The 19241-nt window shown below is 69.6% G+C and carries 19 protein-coding genes; 10 read left to right on the top strand and 9 right to left on the bottom strand.

Features of this window, described 5'->3' with window-relative positions; translation table 11 throughout:
- Positions 1-30: 30 nt before the first annotated feature.
- The gene (locus tag ASG30_RS06565) at positions 31-885 is read left to right on the top strand and encodes a M48 family metallopeptidase (protein WP_055894201.1); all 855 of its coding nucleotides are present in this window, start codon (positions 31-33) and stop codon (positions 883-885) included.
- Positions 886-891: 6 nt separating this feature from the next.
- On the opposite strand, the gene ASG30_RS06560 is transcribed toward ASG30_RS06565, so the two are convergent.
- Positions 892-1779 carry a DMT family transporter gene (locus ASG30_RS06560; protein WP_055894200.1) on the bottom strand — a complete coding sequence of 296 codons (888 nt, stop codon included), beginning with the start codon at positions 1777-1779 and terminating at the stop codon, positions 892-894.
- Between the two features lie 35 nt (positions 1780-1814).
- Here ASG30_RS06560 and pyrF point away from each other — a divergent pair, with 35 nt between their 5' ends.
- Positions 1815-2639 carry an orotidine-5'-phosphate decarboxylase gene (pyrF, locus tag ASG30_RS06555; RefSeq protein WP_055894198.1) on the top strand — a complete coding sequence of 275 codons (825 nt, stop codon included), beginning with the start codon at positions 1815-1817 and terminating at the stop codon, positions 2637-2639.
- 14 nt (positions 2640-2653) lie between these two features.
- Here the strand turns inward: pyrF and ASG30_RS06550 are convergent, their stop codons facing one another.
- Together ASG30_RS06550 and uvrA are read right to left on the bottom strand one after the other, a co-directional pair.
- The gene (locus tag ASG30_RS06550) at positions 2654-2872 is read right to left on the bottom strand and encodes a DUF3606 domain-containing protein (RefSeq protein WP_055894794.1); all 219 of its coding nucleotides are present in this window, start codon (positions 2870-2872) and stop codon (positions 2654-2656) included.
- A 72-nt stretch (positions 2873-2944) separates the two neighbouring features.
- Positions 2945-5878: an excinuclease ABC subunit UvrA gene (uvrA, locus tag ASG30_RS06545; RefSeq protein ID WP_055894196.1), complete on the bottom strand. Its 2934-nt coding sequence runs from the start codon at positions 5876-5878 to the stop codon at positions 2945-2947.
- A gap of 148 nt (positions 5879-6026) precedes the next feature.
- On the opposite strand from uvrA, the gene ASG30_RS06540 reads away from it, so the two are divergent.
- Positions 6027-7241: an MFS transporter gene (locus ASG30_RS06540; RefSeq protein WP_055894791.1), complete on the top strand. Its 1215-nt coding sequence runs from the start codon at positions 6027-6029 to the stop codon at positions 7239-7241.
- 34 nt (positions 7242-7275) lie between these two features.
- Positions 7276-7773 (top strand): single-stranded DNA-binding protein, encoded by a 498-nt coding sequence (gene ssb, locus ASG30_RS06535; protein WP_055894194.1) that lies wholly within the window; start codon positions 7276-7278, stop codon positions 7771-7773.
- Between the two features lie 21 nt (positions 7774-7794).
- Here ssb and ASG30_RS06530 read toward each other — a convergent pair whose 3' ends face one another.
- The 3 genes from ASG30_RS06530 to mnmA all read right to left on the bottom strand — a co-directional run bounded on the left by ASG30_RS06530 (position 7795) and on the right by mnmA (position 10058).
- Entirely contained in the window at positions 7795-8493 is a 699-nt protein-coding gene (locus tag ASG30_RS06530; RefSeq protein WP_055894192.1) for an RES family NAD+ phosphorylase, read from the bottom strand.
- Positions 8493-8873 carry an antitoxin Xre/MbcA/ParS toxin-binding domain-containing protein gene (locus ASG30_RS06525; RefSeq protein WP_055894190.1) on the bottom strand — a complete coding sequence of 127 codons (381 nt, stop codon included), beginning with the start codon at positions 8871-8873 and terminating at the stop codon, positions 8493-8495. The genes ASG30_RS06530 and ASG30_RS06525 overlap by 1 nt, the downstream gene beginning before the upstream one ends.
- Before the next feature lie 78 nt (positions 8874-8951).
- A complete protein-coding gene (mnmA, locus tag ASG30_RS06520; RefSeq protein WP_055894188.1) occupies positions 8952-10058 on the bottom strand; it encodes a tRNA 2-thiouridine(34) synthase MnmA in 1107 nt (368 codons plus the stop codon).
- Positions 10059-10123: 65 nt separating this feature from the next.
- Between mnmA and ASG30_RS06515 the strand changes: the two genes are divergently transcribed.
- Together ASG30_RS06515 and ASG30_RS06510 are read left to right on the top strand one after the other, a co-directional pair.
- Positions 10124-10879: an SDR family oxidoreductase gene (locus tag ASG30_RS06515; protein WP_055894186.1), complete on the top strand. Its 756-nt coding sequence runs from the start codon at positions 10124-10126 to the stop codon at positions 10877-10879.
- A gap of 36 nt (positions 10880-10915) precedes the next feature.
- Positions 10916-11908, top strand: a complete 993-nt coding sequence (locus ASG30_RS06510; RefSeq protein ID WP_055894185.1) for a Bug family tripartite tricarboxylate transporter substrate binding protein — start codon at positions 10916-10918, stop codon at positions 11906-11908.
- 8 nt (positions 11909-11916) lie between these two features.
- Here the strand turns inward: ASG30_RS06510 and ASG30_RS06505 are convergent, their stop codons facing one another.
- The 3 genes from ASG30_RS06505 to ASG30_RS06495 form a co-directional block, all read right to left on the bottom strand.
- Complete coding sequence (locus ASG30_RS06505) at positions 11917-12399, bottom strand: NUDIX hydrolase (protein WP_055894183.1); 483 nt, start codon at positions 12397-12399, stop codon at positions 11917-11919.
- 69 nt (positions 12400-12468) lie between these two features.
- A complete protein-coding gene (locus tag ASG30_RS06500) occupies positions 12469-13191 on the bottom strand; it encodes a hypothetical protein (RefSeq protein ID WP_055894181.1) in 723 nt (240 codons plus the stop codon).
- An 80-nt stretch (positions 13192-13271) separates the two neighbouring features.
- Complete coding sequence (locus ASG30_RS06495; protein WP_055894180.1) at positions 13272-14381, bottom strand: metallophosphoesterase; 1110 nt, start codon at positions 14379-14381, stop codon at positions 13272-13274.
- Positions 14382-14504: 123 nt separating this feature from the next.
- Here ASG30_RS06495 and ASG30_RS06490 point away from each other — a divergent pair, with 123 nt between their 5' ends.
- From ASG30_RS06490 to ASG30_RS06475, 4 genes are all read left to right on the top strand, one after another.
- Positions 14505-15623, top strand: a complete 1119-nt coding sequence (locus tag ASG30_RS06490) for a Re/Si-specific NAD(P)(+) transhydrogenase subunit alpha (RefSeq protein WP_055894178.1) — start codon at positions 14505-14507, stop codon at positions 15621-15623.
- Positions 15623-15934: an NAD(P) transhydrogenase subunit alpha gene (locus tag ASG30_RS06485; RefSeq protein WP_156385446.1), complete on the top strand. Its 312-nt coding sequence runs from the start codon at positions 15623-15625 to the stop codon at positions 15932-15934. Before ASG30_RS06490 ends, ASG30_RS06485 begins: the two co-directional genes overlap by 1 nt.
- Positions 15931-17355 (top strand): NAD(P)(+) transhydrogenase (Re/Si-specific) subunit beta, encoded by a 1425-nt coding sequence (locus ASG30_RS06480; RefSeq protein WP_055894175.1) that lies wholly within the window; start codon positions 15931-15933, stop codon positions 17353-17355. Before ASG30_RS06485 ends, ASG30_RS06480 begins: the two co-directional genes overlap by 4 nt.
- 135 nt (positions 17356-17490) lie before the next feature.
- Positions 17491-19182, top strand: coding sequence for a long-chain-fatty-acid--CoA ligase (locus ASG30_RS06475; protein ID WP_055894788.1), 1692 nt, complete (start codon positions 17491-17493; stop codon positions 19180-19182).
- Positions 19183-19241: the final 59 nt, after the last annotated feature.

Below are 19241 nucleotides of genomic sequence, written 5' to 3'. Positions count from 1 at the left end.
TGCTCGGCCGATCCCTTTTATTATTGCCTCATGTGCCAGATGTGCTACCCGAAGAACTCGCCCTGGATGCCACGCCGTGGCTTCCTGGCGCTCGCGGGTGCGACGGCTGCCGCGCCCGCGTTGGCCCAGGTCGACGTCGGCGGACCTTCCCGCGCGCGCGGCCTGGTGCCGGCCGAGGAGATCGAGGCCGCTTCGCAGCAGCAGTACTCGGAGATGATGGCCAAGGCGCGCCAGCAGGGCGCGCTGGCGCCGGACAACCATCCGCAGCTGCAGCGCATCCGCTATGTCGCCTCGCGCCTGATCCCGCACAGCCTGCGCTGGAACGACCGCGCCAAGGGCTGGCGCTGGGAGGTCAACCTCCTGGGCAGCAAGCAGATCAACGCCTTTTGCATGCCCGGCGGCAAGATCGCCATCTACACCGGCATCCTCGACCAGCTGCAGCTGACCGACGACGAGCTCGCCATGGTGATGGGCCACGAGATCGCGCACGCGGTGCGCGAGCACGCCCGGGCCCGCATCGCCAAGCAGGCCGGCACCGGCGCGCTGCTGTCGATGGGCGCGGCGCTGTTCGGCCTGGGTCAGCTGGGCGACGTGGCCGCCAACATCGGCACCCAGCTGCTGACGCTGCGCTTCTCGCGCGAGGACGAGATCGAATCCGACCTGATCGGCCTGGAGATGGGGGCCCGCGGGGCCTACGTGCCCGAAGCTTCGGTCTCGCTCTGGGAAAAGATGGGCAAGGCTTCGGGCGGCGAGCAGGGGCCGGCGTTCCTGTCCACGCACCCCACCGGCCCGGACCGGCTGGCCCGCCTGCGCGACAACGTGCCCAAGGTGCGCGGCCTGTACCAGCAGGCCGTGGCGGCTTCGCCGCCGGTCAAGCGCCAGTAGCGCGCCTCAGGCCCGCGCCGGCCGCGCCGGCCACAGCACCGAAGCGATCGCCACCACCATCAGCGCAACGGCGGTCCAGTCCTGCCAGTGCAGCGCTTCCTTGAGCCACAGCGCCCCCGAGAACACGCCCACCACCGGGATGAACATCACGCTGAGCGTGGACGCCACCGGCGGCAGGCTGCGGGCCAGGTAGAACCAGACCACGTGGGCGAAGCCGAACACCAGCACGGCATTGAAGCCGATCGCGCCCATCGCCGCATCGTGCGGCCAGGCCCACTGCGAGCGCTCGAACACGATGGACAGCACCGTCATCACCGCCGCGGTGAGCGCCGTCATCCAGAACGAGAGCGTGAGCGTGGGCCGGTCGATGGTCGTGCGGCGCAAGAGCTGCGTGCCCAGGGCCCAGACCGCCGCCCCGACCAGGGCCAGCGCCACGCCCCCCGGCCGCCCCGCCAACTGGGTGAACTCGTGCCACAGCAGCAACGCCACGCCCAGCGCCGCCGCGCTCACGCCCAGCCAGCCGCGCTGCGAGAGAACGGCGGAGAAGAACCAGGCGCCGATCAACGCCGAGAAGATCGGCATCGTGTAGCCCAGGATGGCCGTGCGGCCGCTCGACAGCGTGCTCACCGCCAGGATGATGCAGACGTGCCAGACGAACATGTTGGTGGCGGCCAGCAGCAGCAATTGCGGCCAGTCGCGCCGGGGCACCGAGAACGGCACCTTCATCGCCAGCAACACGGCGGCCAGCACCGGCAGCCCGAGGACCAGCGACAGCGCGCGGAAGGTGAGCGGCGGGTAGCCGGTCACGCCCAGCTTCATCACCGGCCAGTTGATGCCCCATACCGCCGTCAGGAGCACCAGGAGGACGAGTTGCTGCCGGCTGAGTCTCTGCATCGGGGCGATTGTGGGTCATCCCTACAATCGGCCGCATGACGTTCCTGGAGATGCTGCGCGGCGCGCAAGAGCGAAACGGGTCCATGCTGTGCGTGGGCCTGGACCCCGAGCCCAAGCGTTTCCCGGCGGGGTTGCGGGGCGACGCTTCCCGCATCCACGAGTTCTGCGCGCGCATCGTCGACGCCACCGCGGACCTTGCGATCGCCTTCAAGCCGCAGATCGCGTACTTCGCGGCGCACCGGGCGGAGGACCAGCTCGAGAAGCTGATCGCGCACATGCGCCGGGTGGCGCCGCACGTGCCGGTGATCCTGGATGCCAAGCGCGGCGACATCGGATCGACCGCGGAGCAGTACGCCATCGAGGCGTTCGAGCGCTACGGGGCCGATGCGGTGACGCTGTCCCCGTTCATGGGGTTCGATTCGGTCGCGCCGTACCTGAAGCATGAAGGCAAGGGCGCTTTCCTTCTGTGCCGCACGTCGAACCCGGGTGGGGACGACCTGCAGAACCAGCGGCTGGGCTCGGTCGAGGGATCGCCCTTGCTGTACGAGCACGTCGCCCGGCTGGCGCAGGGGCCTTGGAACCTGAACGGGCAGCTGGGCCTGGTGGTGGGCGCGACTTATCCGAATGAGATCGAGCGGGTGCGGGCGATTGCGCCGACGTTGCCGTTGCTGATCCCCGGGGTCGGCGCCCAGGGCGGTGATGCCGTGGCCACGGTCCGCGCGGGCTGGCGGGCCGACGCGCCCATCGTCGTCAATTCGTCGCGCGCGATCCTGTATGCGTCGTCGGGCGAGGACTTCGCCCAGGCGGCGCGGCGCGAAGCGGAGAAGACGCGCGCGGCGCTGGAGGCAGCCAAGCCCTGAGGCAAGGGGACCTTTCAGTCGTCCCCGAGTTCATGCACGCGATCGGAATTGGTCGTGCTGTGCACGCCGTGGAGGTGCATCTCCACGGCGCCGGCCTCGTCGCCCACTGCCTTGACCGCTTCACGAAGCTGAGCCTCCGAGCAGTCCAGCTTGCGCGCCCACTCGGCGCGGTCCTTGGGGTCTTCGATGTTGATGCGGTCTGGCTCCTCGCCGGGGCGGGTGGACTTATCCATCATGCGTCTCCTGTTCCGCAAGACAGTAGCGCGCACGAAGCGCCAACGCTGTAGGCGCGCGCCACTGAAAGCTCAGAGCAGCCGCTTGAGGTAGCGCCCCGTGTGACTCGCTGCATTCGCCGCGATGTCCTCCGGCGTCCCCGCCCCCACAACCGTCCCACCCCCAGCCCCGCCCTCCGGCCCCATATCCACCAACCAATCCGCCGTCTTGATCACATCCAGGTTGTGCTCGATGACGACGATGGTGTTCCCTGCATCGCGCAACTGATGCAGCACCTTCAGCAGCAGGTCGATGTCCGCGAAGTGCAGCCCCGTCGTCGGCTCGTCCAGGATGTACAGCGTCCGTCCCGTGTCCCGCTTCGACAGCTCCAGCGCCAGCTTCACCCGCTGCGCCTCGCCGCCTGACAGCGTGGTCGCGGCCTGCCCCAGCTTGATGTACGACAGCCCCACGTCCAGCAGCGTCTGCAGCTTGCGCGCGATGGCCGGCACGGGCTTGAGGAACTCGTGCGCGTCCTCGACCGTCAGGTCCAGGATCTGCGCGATGTTGCGGCCCTTCCACTGCACCTCCAGCGTCTCGCGGTTGTAGCGCTGGCCGCGGCAGACGTCGCAGGGCACGTAGACGTCGGGCAGGAAGTGCATCTCCACCTTCACCACGCCATCCCCCTGGCAGGCCTCGCAGCGGCCGCCGGACACGTTGAAGGAGAAGCGCCCGGGCCCGTAGCCGCGCTCCTTGGCCGTGGCGGTCTCGGCCATCAGCTCGCGAATGGGCGTGAAGAGGCCGGTGTAGGTGGCCGGGTTGCTGCGCGGCGTGCGGCCGATCGGCGACTGGTCGACGTTGATCACCTTGTCGAAGTGCTCGATGCCGTCGATCTCCTCGTGCGGCGCCGGCTCCTCGTGCGCGCGGTAGAGCGTGCGCGCGACGGCCGCGTAGAGGGTGTCGTTCACCAGGGTCGACTTGCCCGAGCCGGAAACGCCGGTCACGCAGGTCAGCAGGCCCACCGGGATCTCGACCGTCACGTCCTTCAGGTTGTTGCCGCGCGCGCCCGCGATGCGCAGCCGCTGCAGCTCGCCGGGCTTGCCGCCTTCCAGCGGCAGCCACACGTGGCGCTTCTTGGGCACGGGGATCTTGAGCGTGCCCGCCATGTAGCGGCCGGTGAGCGATTCCGCAGTGGCCTCCACCTCCTCGGGCGTGCCCTGCGCCATGACGCGGCCACCGTGGATGCCGGCGCCCGGCCCCATGTCCACCACGTGGTCGGCGGCACGGATCATGTCCTCGTCGTGCTCGACCACCAGCACGCTGTTGCCGATGTCGCGCAGGTGCTTGAGCGTGCCGATCAGCCGGTCGTTGTCGCGCTGGTGCAGCCCGATGCTGGGCTCGTCCAGCACGTACATCACGCCGGTCAGGCCCGAGCCGATCTGGCTGGCCAGCCGGATGCGCTGGGCCTCGCCGCCGGAGAGCGTCTCGGCGCTGCGCTCCAGGCTCAGGTAATTCAGGCCCACGTCGTTGAGGAACTTCAGCCGCGCCGCGATCTCGCGCACCACCTTGGAGGCGATCTCGGCCTTGGCGCCGTGCAGCTGCAGGCCTTCGAAGTACGCCAGCGCATCGCGCAACGTCACGCGGCTGACGTCGTAGATGCTGCGGGCCTGCTCGTTGTCGCCCACGCGCACGTGCCGGGCCTCGGTGCGCAGCCGGGTGCCGGCGCAAACGGGGCAGGGCTGCAGGCTGCGGTAGCGGGCCAGCTCCTCGCGCACGGTGGCCGAGTCGGTTTCTCGGAAGCGCCGGACCATGTTGGGGATCACGCCCTCCCACGGGTGCTTCTTCGTGACCTTCTTGCCGGCGGTACTGCCGGACTCCATCACGTAGCTGAAGCGGATCTCCTCGTCGCCCGAGCCCTGCAGGACGGCGTTCTGCACCGGCAGCTCGAGGTTCTCGAAAGCCTCGTCCACGCTGAAGCGGTAGTGCTTGGCGAGGCTCTCGATCATGCTGAAGTAGTAGGGGTTGCGGCGGTCCCAGCCCTTGATCGCCCCCGACGCCAGCGACAGCGAGGGAAACGCCACCACCCGCTGCGAATCGAAGAACTCCATGCAGCCCAGGCCGTCGCATTCCGGGCAGGCGCCCACCGGCGAGTTGAAGGAGAACAGGCGCGGCTCCAGCTCGGCGATGGAGTAGTGGCAGATCGGGCAGGCGAACTTGGCGTTGAACATGTGTTCCTTGCCGCCGTCCATCTCCAGCGCGACGGCGCGGCCCTCGGCCAGCCGCAGCGCCGCCTCGAAGCTTTCGGCCAGGCGCTGCTGCACCTCGGGCCGCACCTTCAGGCGGTCGACCACCACGTCGATGTCGTGTTTCTCGGTCTTCTTCAGCTTGGGCAGGTTCTCGGCCTCGTACGGCTGCCCGTTGATGCGAAAGCGCACGTAGCCTTGCGCCTGCATGTGGGCGAACACGTCCTCGAACTCGCCCTTGCGCTCGCGCGCGATCGGCGCCAGCACCATCAGCCGCGTGTCCGGCGGCAGCGCCAGCACCGTGTCCACCATCTGCGAAACCGTCTGCGACGTCAGCGGGATGTCGTGGTGGGGGCAGTAGGGCGTGCCGGCGCGCGCGAACAGCAGGCGCAGGTAGTCGTGGATCTCCGTCACCGTGCCCACGGTCGAGCGCGGGTTGTGGCTGGTGGCCTTCTGCTCGATGGCGATGGCCGGCGAGAGGCCCTCGATCAGGTCGACCTCGGGCTTGTCCATCAGCTGCAGGAACTGCCGCGCATAGGCCGACAGGCTCTCGACGTAGCGGCGCTGGCCCTCCGCGTACAGCGTGTCGAAGGCGAGCGAGGACTTGCCCGAACCCGACAGCCCGGTGATCACCACCAGCTGGTTGCGCGGCAGGTCCAGGTCGATGTTCTTGAGGTTGTGGGTGCGCGCCCCGCGGATGGAGATCCGCTGGTCCTGCAGGGAGCGGGCCAGGTACTTGCCTTCGGAGGTGTTCAAACGCTGGGCTGGTCGAGGGAAACCGACCATGATAGACGGCCGGGTCGCCGCCGCGCCAAGGCCGGGCCCGCCATGCCTGACAATGCGGGCTCGCCGGTGCCCGTCCCGGCCCGTTTTGGCCGCCCGCGGCCGGATCCCGCTCCTCGTGACCTCCACCTCCCATCCCGACCGGCACCGCATGACGCCCCTGGAGCGCCGCGCCAGCGGTTCGCTCGCCCTGGTGTTCGCCGCGCGCATGCTCGGCCTTTTCCTGGTGCTGCCGGTGTTCGCGCTCGAGGCCGCGCGCTATCCGGGCGGCGACGACGCCGCGCGGGTCGGCCTGGCCATGGGCATCTACGGCCTGACCCAGGGCCTGCTGCAGATCCCGTTCGGCATGGCCTCGGACCGGTTCGGCCGCAAGCGGGTCATCCTCCTGGGGCTGGCGGTGTTCGCCGGCGGCAGCTTCGTGGCGGGGGCGGCGGACAGCCTGCTCTGGCTCATCGTCGGGCGATCGCTCCAGGGCGCCGGCGCGGTTTCGGCCGCGGTGACGGCCCTGCTGGCCGACCAGACCCGCGACGAGGTCCGCACCAAGGCCATGGCGATGGTGGGCGCCAGCATCGGGCTGATGTTCGCGCTGTCGCTGGTGGCGGCCCCGCTGCTGGCCGGCGTGGGCGGGCTGCCGCTCCTGTTCGGCATCACCGGCCTGCTGGCCCTGTCCTGCATGGCGGTGGTGGTCTGGTGGACGCCGCCGGAGCCGGCGGAGCACAAGAACCCGGGCAGGCCGCGCGGCGGCCTGCGTGAAGTGCTGCGCCACGCCGGGCTGCTGCGCCTGGACGTGGGCGTGTTCGTCCTGCACGCCGTGCAGCTGGCCATGTGGGTGGCCATCCCGGCCCTGCTGGTGCAGGCCGGCCTGGACAAGGACCGCCACTGGACGGTGTACCTGCCGACGGTGCTGGCGTCTTTCTTCGTGATGGGCGCCACGCTGTTCCCGCTGGAGCGGCGCGGTTACCTGCGCGCGGTGTTCCTGGCGTCGGTGGCGCTGGTGGGCGCGGTCCAGGTCGTGCTGGCCTTCACGGCCGAACGGCCGTCGGTGGCCCTGCTGGCGGCCGTGCTGTTCGTCTTCTTCTGCGGCTTCAACGTCCTGGAGGCCAGCCAGCCGAGCATGGCCTCGCGCATGGCGCCGCCGCACGCCCGGGGATCCGCCCTGGGCGTCTACAACACCCTTCAATCGCTGGGCTTCTTCGCCGGTGGCGCGGTCGGCGGCTGGCTGGCCAAGCACGTTGGAGCGCAGGGCCTGTTCGCCGCCTGCGCCGGTTTGACGTTCCTCTGGCTGGTGGTCGCCTGGCCCATGGCGGCGCCCGGCCGCTCGCCTTCCCCGGGGGAAGTGCTGGCGGACGAGGCCCAGGCGACATAGCCATAATTCCCGCAATCCTCAGGAGGAACACCTCATGGCATCGGTTAACAAAGTCATCATCGTCGGCAACCTCGGCAAGGACCCCGAGATGCGCACGTTCCCCAGCGGCGGCCGCGTGTGCAACGTCACCATCGCCACGTCCGAGCGCTGGAAGGACAAGCAGTCCGGCGAGATGAAGGAAGCCACCGAATGGCACCGGGTCGTCTTCAACGACCGCCTGGCCGAGATCGCCGGCGAGTACCTGCGCAAGGGCTCCCAGGTCTACGTCGAAGGCAGCCTGCGCACCCGCAAGTGGACCGACCAGAGCGGCGCCGAGAAGTACACCACCGAGATCCGCGCCGACGAGATGAAGATGCTCGGCAAGCGCGAAGGCATGGGCGGCGGCGCCCCGGGCGGTGATGACGACGGAGGCGGCTACGAGCAGCGCCGCGCGCCGGCCCCCCGCGCTCCCGCGCCGGCCGCCCAGCGTCCGGCCGCCGGCAACAAGCCGTCGTCCGGCTTCGACGACATGGACGACGACATCCCGTTCTGACGGGCGTCGCCGGCCTGCCGCTCAGGCCGGCATCCTGAACTCGACGCTCTCGCGGTCATGCGAGAGCAGCACCAGCTCCCGGGTCGTCTTGCAGATCCAGGTCTGCTGGAAATGCGGATGGGGCAGGCTGAGGGCGGCGGGGTCGAAAACCACCTGGCACAGGCCGCCTTCCCGGCGCGCCGATTCGTAGCGGATGGATTGCAGCGGCGCCTGCAGGCCGCGCACCCGCGAAGCCAGCGCGTGGCAGTGCGAGTAGTCCTCGCCGTGGCGCCACCGGGCTCGGTGCTCGTTCCAGGGCGCCTGCGTGAGGTCCAGTTCGGAGCCGGCGAACCGTGCCTGGAAGAAGGTGTGCTCGGTCACCAGCTGCTCGCCGCGCAGCCCATCCGAATCCATGAAGAACTTCCAGCGCCAGTGCGCGATCTCGGCGGCCACCGTCAGGCACTCGTCGGCGCCGTACCAGGCGCCGGGGTCCTGCGGCCGCCGGAAGCGCGAGGGCCACTCGGCGACGTAGCGGAAGGGCGTGAACAGCAGGTAGTGCGTGCCGGGGGGAATGCGCGGCAGGGCGGGCTTGCTGGTCTCCAGCAGTTCCTCCAGCAGCTCCTGCTCGCGCAGGGTGTCGGCCAGCCGCATGGTGGCGACGCGGTGCTGGGCCTCGACGCCGCGCCACAGGTCCCGGCGCTCGCCGCGGACCGAGGCGAGCCAGCCCTCGTCCCAGGGCATCAGATGACCGCGCGGGCCCCGTCCAGGTAGCGGACCACCCGCACCAGGCCTTCGACCTTCTGGATGGTGTCCCTCGGCGCCTCGTTGAAGGCCTGGTTGTAGCTGTCCATCCAGAGGTGGCGGTGCCGGTCGCTGTTGCCCACCAGGGCATCGAGCGAGCGGTACACCCGCACCAGCAGGGTGGCCAGCTCGGCCGGCTTGGTGCCGATCTCCAGCTGGCGCTGGCCGGCGGCCATGCGGGAGATATGGGATTCGCTCACGCCGACCGTGCGCGCCAGGGCGGCGTGGGTCAGGCCCAGGAGCTGCGCCGCGCGCAGGGCGGCCTTGGTCAGGACCGCGCCAGCGGTTGCCCGGTCGGCGGAAAGCGCTGCCTCAGCCATTTGCTGCTCCTGTTGGGTGTCTGTGGCAATTGTACGGCGACCGGCTTGCTGGAGCAAGAGCGGGAGGGCAATCTTGCCTCAGGCGGCCGCCGCGATCACCCCACCACCCAGGCACACCTCGCCGTCGTACAGCACGGCCGATTGCCCCGGCGTCACCGCCCACTGGGGCTGGGGGAAGGCCAGCTCGAAAGCGCCGTTGGCGCCGGCGGCCAGCCGACAGGGCGCGTCCGCCTGCCGGTAGCGCGTCTTGGACCCGTACTCGCCCGGCGCCGGCGCCTCGCCCGCGATCCAGCTCGCGTCGTCGGCCTGCAGCGCCAGCGACTGCAACCAGGGGTGGTCGTGCCCCTGCACGACCCACAGCGTGTTCTTCTCCACGTCCTTGCGCGCCACGAACCAGGGCGCGTGCTCGCCGCCGCCCTTTTGCGCCCCGCGCGCCTTGATGCCGCCGATGCCCAGCCCCTGCCGCTGGCCCAGCGTGTAGAACGACAGGCCCTGGTGCTGGCCGATCACCCGGCCGCGCTCGTCCTTGACCGGCCCCGGCTCCTTGGCGATGTAGCGGTTGAGGAACTCGCGGAACGGCCGCTCGCCGATGAAGCAGATGCCGGTCGAGTCCTTCTTGCGGGCGTTGGGCAGGCCGATCTCGTCGGCGATGCGCCGCACCTCGGTCTTGCGCAGCTCGCCCACCGGGAACAGCGCCTTGGCCATCTGCCCCTGCGTGAGCCGGTGCAGGAAGTAGCTCTGGTCCTTGGTCTCGTCCAGGCCCTTGAGCAGCTCGAAGCGGCCGCCGGCCTCGCGCACCCGCGCGTAATGGCCCGTCGCGATCTTCTCGGCGCCCAGCCGCACCGCGTGGTCGAGGAAGGCCTTGAACTTGATCTCGGCGTTGCACAGCACGTCCGGGTTGGGCGTGCGGCCGGCCTGGTACTCGCGCAGGAACTCGGCGAAGACGCGGTCCTTGTACTCGGCGGCGAAGTTGACGTGCTCCAGCTCGATGCCGATGACGTCGGCCACGGCGGCCGCGTCCAGGAAGTCCTGCCGCGACGAGCAGTACTCGTCGTCATCGTCGTCTTCCCAGTTCTTCATGAAGATGCCGACGACGTCCCACCCCTGGCGCTTGAGCAGCCAGGCGCTGACCGCGGAGTCCACGCCCCCGCTCAAGCCGACGACGACTCGCTTGCCATTGCCCATGTATGCGATTATCCCGGGCCCTCTTTCTCCCCATGGCGCCCGGGCCCACCGGGGCCGTTCGCAGCATGGACCTGAGACTCTCCGACAAGACCGCGCTGGTGACCGGCGCGAGCGCGGGCATCGGCCGCGCGATCGCGGCGGCGCTGGCCGCCGAGGGTGTGCGGGTGGCCATCGCGGCCCGCCGCACCGACCAGCTGGAGGCGCTGGCGCGCGAGATCGTCGCGGCCGGCGGGCCGGCGCCGGCGGTCCTCGCCTGCGACCTGTACGAGGACGACGCGTCGCGCAAGCTGGCCGCGGCTGCGGTGCAGGCGCTGGGCCAGGTCGACATCCTGGTGAACAACGCCGGCGGCTCGCGCAGCTTCAAGGACCTGCACGTCAGCGAAGAGGCCTGGCAGGAGGCGATGACCCTGAACTTCCACCGCCCGCGCCAGCTGGCCGACGCCCTGATCGACGGCATGGTCGCGCGCGGCTGGGGCCGCATCATCAACATCACCGGCAAGAGCGAGCCCGAGCACATCAATGGCGCTTTCTGCGCCAAGGCCGGCATCCACAGCTGGGCCAAGGGTTTGTCGCGCATGGTCGGCAAGCAGGGCGTCACGGTGAACTGCATCCCACCCGGGCGCATCCACTCGGAGCAGATCCTGCGCAACTACACGCCGGAGTACCGCGCGTGGCAGTCGGAGCACGAGATCCCGGTGGGCCGCTACGGCGAGCCGGGCGAGCTCGCCGACCTGGTGACCTTCCTGGCCTCGCCGCGCGCCGGCTACATCACCGGCGCCGTGATCCCGGTCGATGGGGGTTTGCGCAGATACCAATTCTGAGCAGCGCGGCTTAGGCTTTTCGGCTGGAGACTCCCCATGCCGCAAAAGAAAACTTTTTCCCTCACGCGCCGCGCATTCGTGGCCGGCGCCGCTGCCGCGATCGCCGCCCCCGGGCTGCGTGCCCAGGCCTCCTGGCCGAGCAAGCCGGTTCGCTTCCTGGTGCCGTTCGCACCGGGCGGCACCTCCGAGATCGTGGCGCGCTCGGTCGCGGCCGAACTGAGCAAGCAGCTCGGCCAGAACGTCTTCGTGGAGAACAAGCCGGGCGGCGCCGGCGTGGTGGCGATGGTGGAGGCGCAGAAGGCCGCGCCCGACGGCCACACCATCATCCTCGGCCATGTCGGCACGCTGGCGGTCAATCCGTACATGCTGTCCAACCAGCCCTACGACGTGAACCGCGACTTCGTTCCGGTCACGCTGCTGGCCAAGGTGCCCAACGTGTTCGTGATTCACCCGGACGTGCCGGCCAGGGACTTCCGCGAGTTCGTCGCCTACGTGAAGAAGAACCCGGGCCGCCTGAGCTACGGCTCGGCCGGCAACGCCAGCGCCGGCCACCTGGCCATGGAGTACCTGAAGCTGGTGACGGGGATGTTCATCACCCACATCCCCTACCGCGGCACCGGCCCGCAGCTCACCGACCTGCTGGCGGGCCGCACCCAGGCTTCGTCGGCCGGGATGCCGGCGCTGGGCGCGCACATCCGCTCCGGCAAACTGCGCCCGATCGCCGTGGGCACGCTGCAGCGCATCGCCGCCATGCCCGAGGTGCCGACGGTGCACGAGATGGGCTACAAGGACTTCGAGACCTCGCAGTGGTACGGCATCCTGGCGCCGGCCGGAACGCCGGCCGACGTCGTCAGGCGGATCCAGGAGGAGTCGTTCAAGGCCCTGCGCTCCAGCGCGGTGACCGAACGCTTCGCCACCGACTCCGCGGTGGGCGGCGGCGGGCCGGCCAGCGAGTTCGCCACCTTCATCGCCCGCGAGCAGAAGATCTGGAGCGACATCGTCAAGCGCGCCCAGATCAAGGCCGACTGAGCGCCGCCTCAGAACTCCCCGAAGACGCTGTCGTCCGTGGTGATCGCCGACAGCGGGTGCCGCACCCCGGCCAGGTAGTCCTCCATGCAGCGCAGCAGCAGCGGGCTGCGGTGGCGTTCGCGGCTGGCGCGGATCTCCTGCGGCGTCAGCCACAGGGTTCGCACGATGCCCGTGTCCAGCGCCCGGCCGGGCTCGCGTTCACCCAGGCGCCCGCAGAAGGCGAAGCGCAGGTAGGTGAACTCCTCGCCAGTGGAGGCCCGCTTCGTCCGCGACAAGTAGACGCCGACGAGGTCGGTCGGCTCGAAGCGGTGGGCGGTCTCCTCCAGCGCCTCGCGCGCGCAGCCCTGCACCGGCGATTCGCCGGGGTCCAGGTGGCCCGCAGGGTTGTTGAGCTTGAGGCCCTCGCTGGTCTCTTCCTCCACCAGCAGGAAGCGCCCCTCGTGTTCGATGATCGCGGCGACGGTGACGCTCGGCTTCCAACGCGTGTCCATCGGCCGATTATTGGGGAGCCGCCGAGCTCCGTGGGGCCCGCGCACCCGAACGGGCCGCCCCCCGCGCCCTCAGGCGTCGTACTCGTCCGAGCCCTGCACCCAGATGAACGACTGCACGTCGATCATGTCGCGCGCCTTGAAGCCCGGGCGGCGGTCGAGGTCGCGCCGGATGATGGCGCCGAACGTGAGCAGGCCCTGGTAGACCGACCACGAGGGCTCGGGCTGGTAGCCGAAATCGAAGCCGTAGCCGCGCGCCGCCTTGCGCGTCACGCGCGGCTTGAGGAACAGGTGCTTGTCGGGCCGCGCGATGAAGCCGAACACGGTCACCACGGGCCAGGTGAACACGCGCGCCTGCCGCTGCGGCAGGTCGGCCACGGCCTGCACCCAGTCCTCGAACTTGCGCTGCGGCGAGCCGCGGCCGTAGAGGAAGGCGTACAGCTCGTGCGCGAACAGCCGGGCCCCCGCGGGCGAGCGCAGCGCGTCGCGCAAGGCCATCTTTTCGAACGAGAAGAGCAGGTTGGTGCGCGACTCGATGCGGATGGCGGCGTCGGCGATCTGGCGGAACTCGCCGCGCGCCAGCAGCTTGCGGAATTCGGCCGGACCGAGTTCGGCGTGCCACTCGAGGTGGGCGCGCTCCTTGTAGGCCCGCTCGGCGATCAGGTAGGTCTCGTCCTGGAAGCCGTCGGGGTAGTAAAGCTCGAACTTGCGGCGAGCACGCGCCGCGCCGAGGTAGCAGACGCCGTTGGCGCGGGCACCGGTGAGGGGGGAGGAGAGGAATGCTGGGCGTGGCATTCGGGCAGTTTTTGGTGGCGGCCAAACTCATCCATGTGGGACGCCACCTTGGGTCCTTGTAGGACCGCCGCCATCCCCGCCTACGCGGCCACCAGCCTCAACCGTGTGATCTCGGACGGCGCGGCCACGCGCTTGGGCGGGCCCCAGTAACCTGTTCCGCGGCTGACGTAGACCCAGAGCCGGCCCAGGCGGTGCAGCCCGGCCGTGAAAGGCTGCTGGAAGCGCACGAAAAAGATCCACGGGAAGAACTGGCCGCCGTGCGTGTGGCCGGAGATTTGCAGGTCGAACCCGGCCTTCTCGGCTGCCGTCGCGCTGCGGGGCTGATGGGCCAGCAGGATGCGGGCGCCCGCATCGGCGGGCGCGCCGGCCAGCGCCGCGGCCGGATCGCTCTGGTGCGAGGGATCGAAGTGGTGCGCCCCGTAGTCGGTGACGCCGGCCAGCACCAGCGCGGCGTCCTCGCGGCGGATGACCACGTGCTCGTTGAGCAGCACCCGGATCCCCAGCCGCCGCACCTCGGCCAGCCAGGGCCCGGCGCCCGAGTAGTACTCGTGGTTGCCGGTGACGAAGAAGCTGCCGTGCCGCGACCGCAGTCCGCCCAGCGGCGCGACATGCGGTCCCAGTTCGGGCACCGAGCCATCGACGATGTCGCCCGTGATCGCCACGGCGTCGGCCTCGAGCCGGTTGACGCGGTCGACGATGCGCTGGATGTAGGCAGCGCGGATGGTCGGCCCGACGTGCAGGTCGCTGATCTGGGCGATGGTGAAACCGTGCAGCGCGGCCGGCAGCCCGGCGATCGGCACGTCCACTTCCTTCACCTGCGCGGTGCGGCGGGTGTTCAGCAGGCCGATGGCGCTCAGGCCGAGCGCCAGCAGCGGCACCCAGCGGGCCGAAGCGTGCGGCAGCGCCGGCCCGCCGGCGTCTGCCAGGAAGGCGAGGAACAGCAGCACGTCGCGGCCGAGCGTGAGCACGAACAGCGACGAGAACAGGCCCAGGGCGAACAGGCCGGCCGTGGCCAGCTGGTCGGCGCGGGGCGGCCGGGCGATGCGGCGGGCCATCAGCCCGGCCGGCACCAGGACCGCCGACGTGAGCAGCCAGGCGCCCAGTGCGAAGGCGGCGGCCAGGGGCAGGGCGGGGAGCAGGCGCAGGCCGATGAAGGCGTGCAGGAGCAGGGAGAGGATGAAGAGGGGCACGACGGATGCGTTGGGGGGCGTTCACAGATGGAGGCGCGCGCATTGGATTCCAATGGGCCAGCGTCAGTTCATGTAAGCTCAACGCAACTCTTACAACCTCACGAAAAAGCGAGGAGACCGCCCATGCAGATTGGCGTGCCCGCCGAGACCACGGCCGGTGAGACCCGCGTCGCCGTCACCCCCGAGACGGCCAAGAAACTGAAGGCGCAGGGGCACACGGTGCGCGTGGCCTCCGCGGCCGGGCTGGCCGCCAGCGCCACCGACGACGCCTACGTCGCGGCCGGCGCCGAGATCACCGACCAGGCCGGCGCCCTGGGCTGCGACCTGGTGCTCAAGGTGCGGCCCCCGCAGGAGCACGAGTTTTCGGCGATGCGGCCGGGGACGACCCTGGTGGGCATGCTCAATCCCTTCGATGCGGCCGGCCTGCAGCGCATGGCGACGGCGGGGCTGACCGGCTTCGCGCTGGAAGCGGCGCCGCGCACGACTCGCGCGCAGAGCATGGACGTGCTGTCCTCGCAGGCCAACATCGCCGGCTACAAGGCCGTGATGATCGCGGCCGACAAGTACCAGCGCTTCTTCCCGATGCTGATGACCGCGGCCGGCACGGTGAAGGCCGCGCGGGTCGTGATCCTCGGCGTGGGCGTGGCGGGCCTGCAGGCGATCGCCACCGCCAAGCGGCTGGGCGCGGTGATCGAGGCTTCGGACGTACGGCCCTCGGTGAAGGAACAGGTCGAGTCGCTGGGTGCCAAGTTCATCGACGTGCCCTACGAGACCCAGGAAGAAAAGGAAGCGGCCGAAGGCGTGGGCGGCTACGCCCGGCCGATGCCGCAGAGCTGGCTGGACCGGCAGAAGGCGGAAGTCGCCAAACGGGTCGCCCAGGCCGACATCGTGGTCACCACGGCGTTGATCCCCGGCCGTCCGGCGCCGGTGCTGGTCACCGAGGAGATGGTCAAGGCGATGAAGCCCGGTTCGGTGATCGTCGACCTGGCGGCGCCGCAGGGCGGCAACTGCCCGCTCACCGAGCCGGGGCGCACCGTGTCCAGGCACGGCGTCACCCTGGTGGGCGAAACGAACCTGCCGGCGCTGGTGGCGGCCGACGCGTCCGCGCTCTACGCGCGCAACGTGCTGGACTTCCTCAAGCTCATCCTGGCCAAGGAAGGCCAGCTGAACATCGACCTGGAAGACGACATCGTGGCCGCCTGCCTGATGACGAAGGACGGCGAAGTGAAGAGGAAGACCTGATCATGGAAGTCAGCCACACCATCACCAACCTCATCATCTTCGTGCTGGCGATCTACGTCGGCTACCACGTCGTGTGGACCGTCACGCCGGCGCTGCACACGCCGCTGATGGCGGTGACCAACGCGATCTCGGCCATCGTGGTCGTCGGCGCCATGCTGGCGGCGGCGCAGACCGAAACCCTGGCGGGCAAGACGATGGGCGTGCTGGCCGTGGCGCTGGCCGCGGTCAACATCTTCGGCGGCTTCCTGGTGACCCGGCGGATGCTGGAGATGTTCAGGAAGAAGGACAGGAAGCCGGGAGCCCCCAAATGAGCATGAACCTCGTCACGCTGCTGTACCTGGTGGCATCGGTCTGCTTCATCCAGGCGCTCAAGGGCCTCAGCCACCCGACCACCTCCATCCGCGGCAACGTCTTCGGGATGATCGGCATGGCCATCGCCATGGTGACCACCGCGGCGCTGGTCGTCGAGCTGGCGGGCACGGCACGCGGCCTGGCCTGGGTGCTGGTCGGCCTGGTGGTGGGCGGCGGCTACGGCGCCTACCGGGCCAAGACGGTCGAGATGACCAAGATGCCGGAGCTGGTCGCCTTCTTCCACAGCATGATCGGCCTGGCGGCGGTGTTCATCGCGGTGGCCGCGGTGCTGGAACCTTCCGCCCTGCTCAGCGGCCTGCCCAAGGACGCGCCCATCCCCGCCGGCAACCGGCTCGAGCTGTTCCTGGGCGCGGCGATCGGCGCGATCACGTTCTCCGGCTCGGTCATCGCCTTCGGCAAGCTTTCGGGCACCTACAAGTTCCGCCTGTTCAAGGGCGCCCCCGTGGTGTTCTCCGGGCAGCACATGCTCAACCTGGTGCTGGGGCTGGTCACCATCGCGCTGGGCCTGGTGTTCACCTTCACCGGCAGCTGGCCGGCCTTCTTCGCGATGGTGGCGCTGTCCTTCGTGATGGGCGTGCTGATCATCATCCCGATCGGCGGCGCCGACATGCCGGTGGTGGTGTCGATGCTCAACTCGTATTCGGGCTGGGCGGCCGCGGGCATCGGCTTCTCGCTGAACAACAGCATGCTGATCATCGCCGGCTCGCTGGTGGGCAGCTCGGGCGCGATCCTGAGCTACATCATGTGCAAGGCGATGAACCGCTCGTTCTTCAACGTGATCCTGGGCGGCTTCGGCGGCGAGGCGGGGCAGGCGGCGGCGACCGGCGGGGTGCAGCGCACGGTCAAGAGCGGCAGCGCCGACGACGCGGCCTTCGTGCTGTCGAACGCCGAAACGGTGGTCATCGTCCCGGGCTACGGCCTGGCGGTCGCGCGGGCGCAGCACGCCGTCAAGGAGATGGCCGAGAAGCTCACGCACAAGGGCATCACCGTCAAGTACGCCATCCATCCGGTGGCCGGCCGCATGCCGGGCCACATGAACGTGCTGCTGGCCGAGGCCGAAGTGCCCTACGACCAGGTGTTCGAGATGGAGGACATCAACGGCGAGTTCGGCCAGGCCGACGTGGCCATCATCCTGGGCGCCAACGACGTGGTGAACCCGGCCGCCCTGCAGAAGGGCACGCCGATCTACGGCATGCCGATCCTGGAGGCCTACAAGGCCAAGACGGTGATCGTGAACAAGCGCTCCATGGCGGCCGGCTACGCCGGCCTGGACAACGAGCTGTTCTACATGGACAAGACCATGATGGTCTTCGGCGACGCCAAGAAGGTGGTCGAGGACATGGCCAAGGCCATCGAGTAAGTCCCGTGCGGCCAGGGGCGCCGCTAGAGCGTCCACCCCAATCCGCGTCAGGGAAAAACACGGCGCCGCCCGCCCGTGGCTGAGCGCACAATGCCGCGTCCGCCGGGACAGCCACAACGAGGAGACACCATGGACATGAGTCCGCCGCCCGCCCACCAACGCCCCTGGCTGAGCGCCTACCCGCAGGGCGTGCCGGCCGAAGTCGATGCGTCGCAGTACCAGTCGCTGGTGCAGTTGATGGAGGAGAGCTTCCGCAAGTTCGCGGACCGCACGGCCTACAGCTTCATGGGCAAGGACGTCACCTTCGGGCAGACCGATTCCCTGAGCAAGGCGCTGGCGGCGTACCTCCAGAGCCTGGGACTGGCCAAGGGCGACCGCGTGGCGATCATGATGCCCAACGTGCCGCAGTACCCGGTGGCGGTGGCCGCCATCCTGCGCGCCGGCTTCGTGGTGGTGAACGTCAACCCGTTGTATACGCCGCGCGAGCTGGAGCACCAGCTCAAGGACTCGGGCTCCAAGGCCATCGTCATCATCGAGAACTTCGCCAACACGCTGCAGCAGTGCATCGCGGCCACGCCGGTCAAGCACGTGGTGCTGGCGGCGATGGGCGACATGCTGGGCCTGGCCAAGGGCGCGCTGGTCAACTACGTGGTGCGCAGCGTCAAGAAGATGGTGCCCGCCTACACCCTCCCGGGCGCGGTTCGCTTCAACGACGCCCTGGCCCGCGGCACGCGCGCCACGCTCAAGCCGGTGGACATCCGCTCCGACGACGTCGCGGTGCTGCAGTACACCGGCGGCACCACGGGCGTGTCCAAGGGCGCGGTGCTCCTGCATCGCAACGTCATCGCCAACGTGCTGCAGTCCGAGACCTGGAACCAGCCGGTGATGGCCAAGGTGCCGGCCGGCGAGCAGCCCACCGGCGTGTGCGCGCTGCCGCTGTACCACATCTTCGCGTTCACGGTGGGCATGATGCTGAGCATGCGCACGGGCGGGCGGCTGATCCTGATCCCCAATCCGCGTGACCTGCCGGCGGTGCTCAAGGAGCTGTCCAAGCACACGTTCCACAGCTTCCCGGCGGTCAACACGCTGTTCAACGGCCTGGCCAACCATCCCGACTTCGACAAGGTCAACTGGAAGAACCTGAAGGTCTCGGTCGGCGGCGGCATGGCGGTGCAGGGCGCGGTGGCGCAGAAGTGGCTGCAGAAGACCGGCTGCCCGATCTGCGAGGGCTACGGCCTGTCGGAAACCTCGCCTTCGGCCAGCTGCAACCCGGTGACCAGCACCGAGTACACCGGCACCATCGGCGTGCCGCTGCCCTCGACGCTGATGAAGTGCATCGACGACGACGGCAAGGAAGTGCCCGTGGGCCAGCCGGGCGAGATCGCCATCAAGGGCCCGCAGGTGATGGCGGGCTACTGGCAGCGCCCGGACGAGACCGCCAAGGTCATGACGGCCGACGGCTTCTTCAAGAGCGGCGACGTCGGCATCATGGACGAGCGAGGCTACTTCAAGATCGTCGACCGCAAGAAGGACATGGTGCTGGTCTCCGGCTTCAACGTGTACCCGAACGAGGTCGAGGACGTGGTGGCCAGGCTCGAGGGCGTGCTCGAATGCGCCGTGGTCGGCGTCAACGACGAGAAGACCGGCGAGGCGGTGAAGCTGGTCGTGGTGAAGAAGGACCCGGCGCTCACCGAGGAGAAGGTGCGCGAGTACTGCCGCACCAACCTCACCGGCTACAAGCAGCCCAAGGTGGTGGAGTTCCGCACCGACCTGCCCAAGACCCCGGTGGGCAAGATCCTGCGGCGGGAGCTGCGGGACAAGAAGTAGTCGCGCCCCCCGTCATTCCCGCGCAGGCGGGAATCCAGGAAAGCCGGGCACCGCCCGGC

Source organism: Ramlibacter sp. Leaf400 (genome assembly GCF_001424545.1).
Classification (GTDB): Bacteria; Pseudomonadota; Gammaproteobacteria; order Burkholderiales; family Burkholderiaceae_C; genus Ramlibacter.
This window is presented reverse-complemented; position numbering and strand designations above follow the sequence as displayed.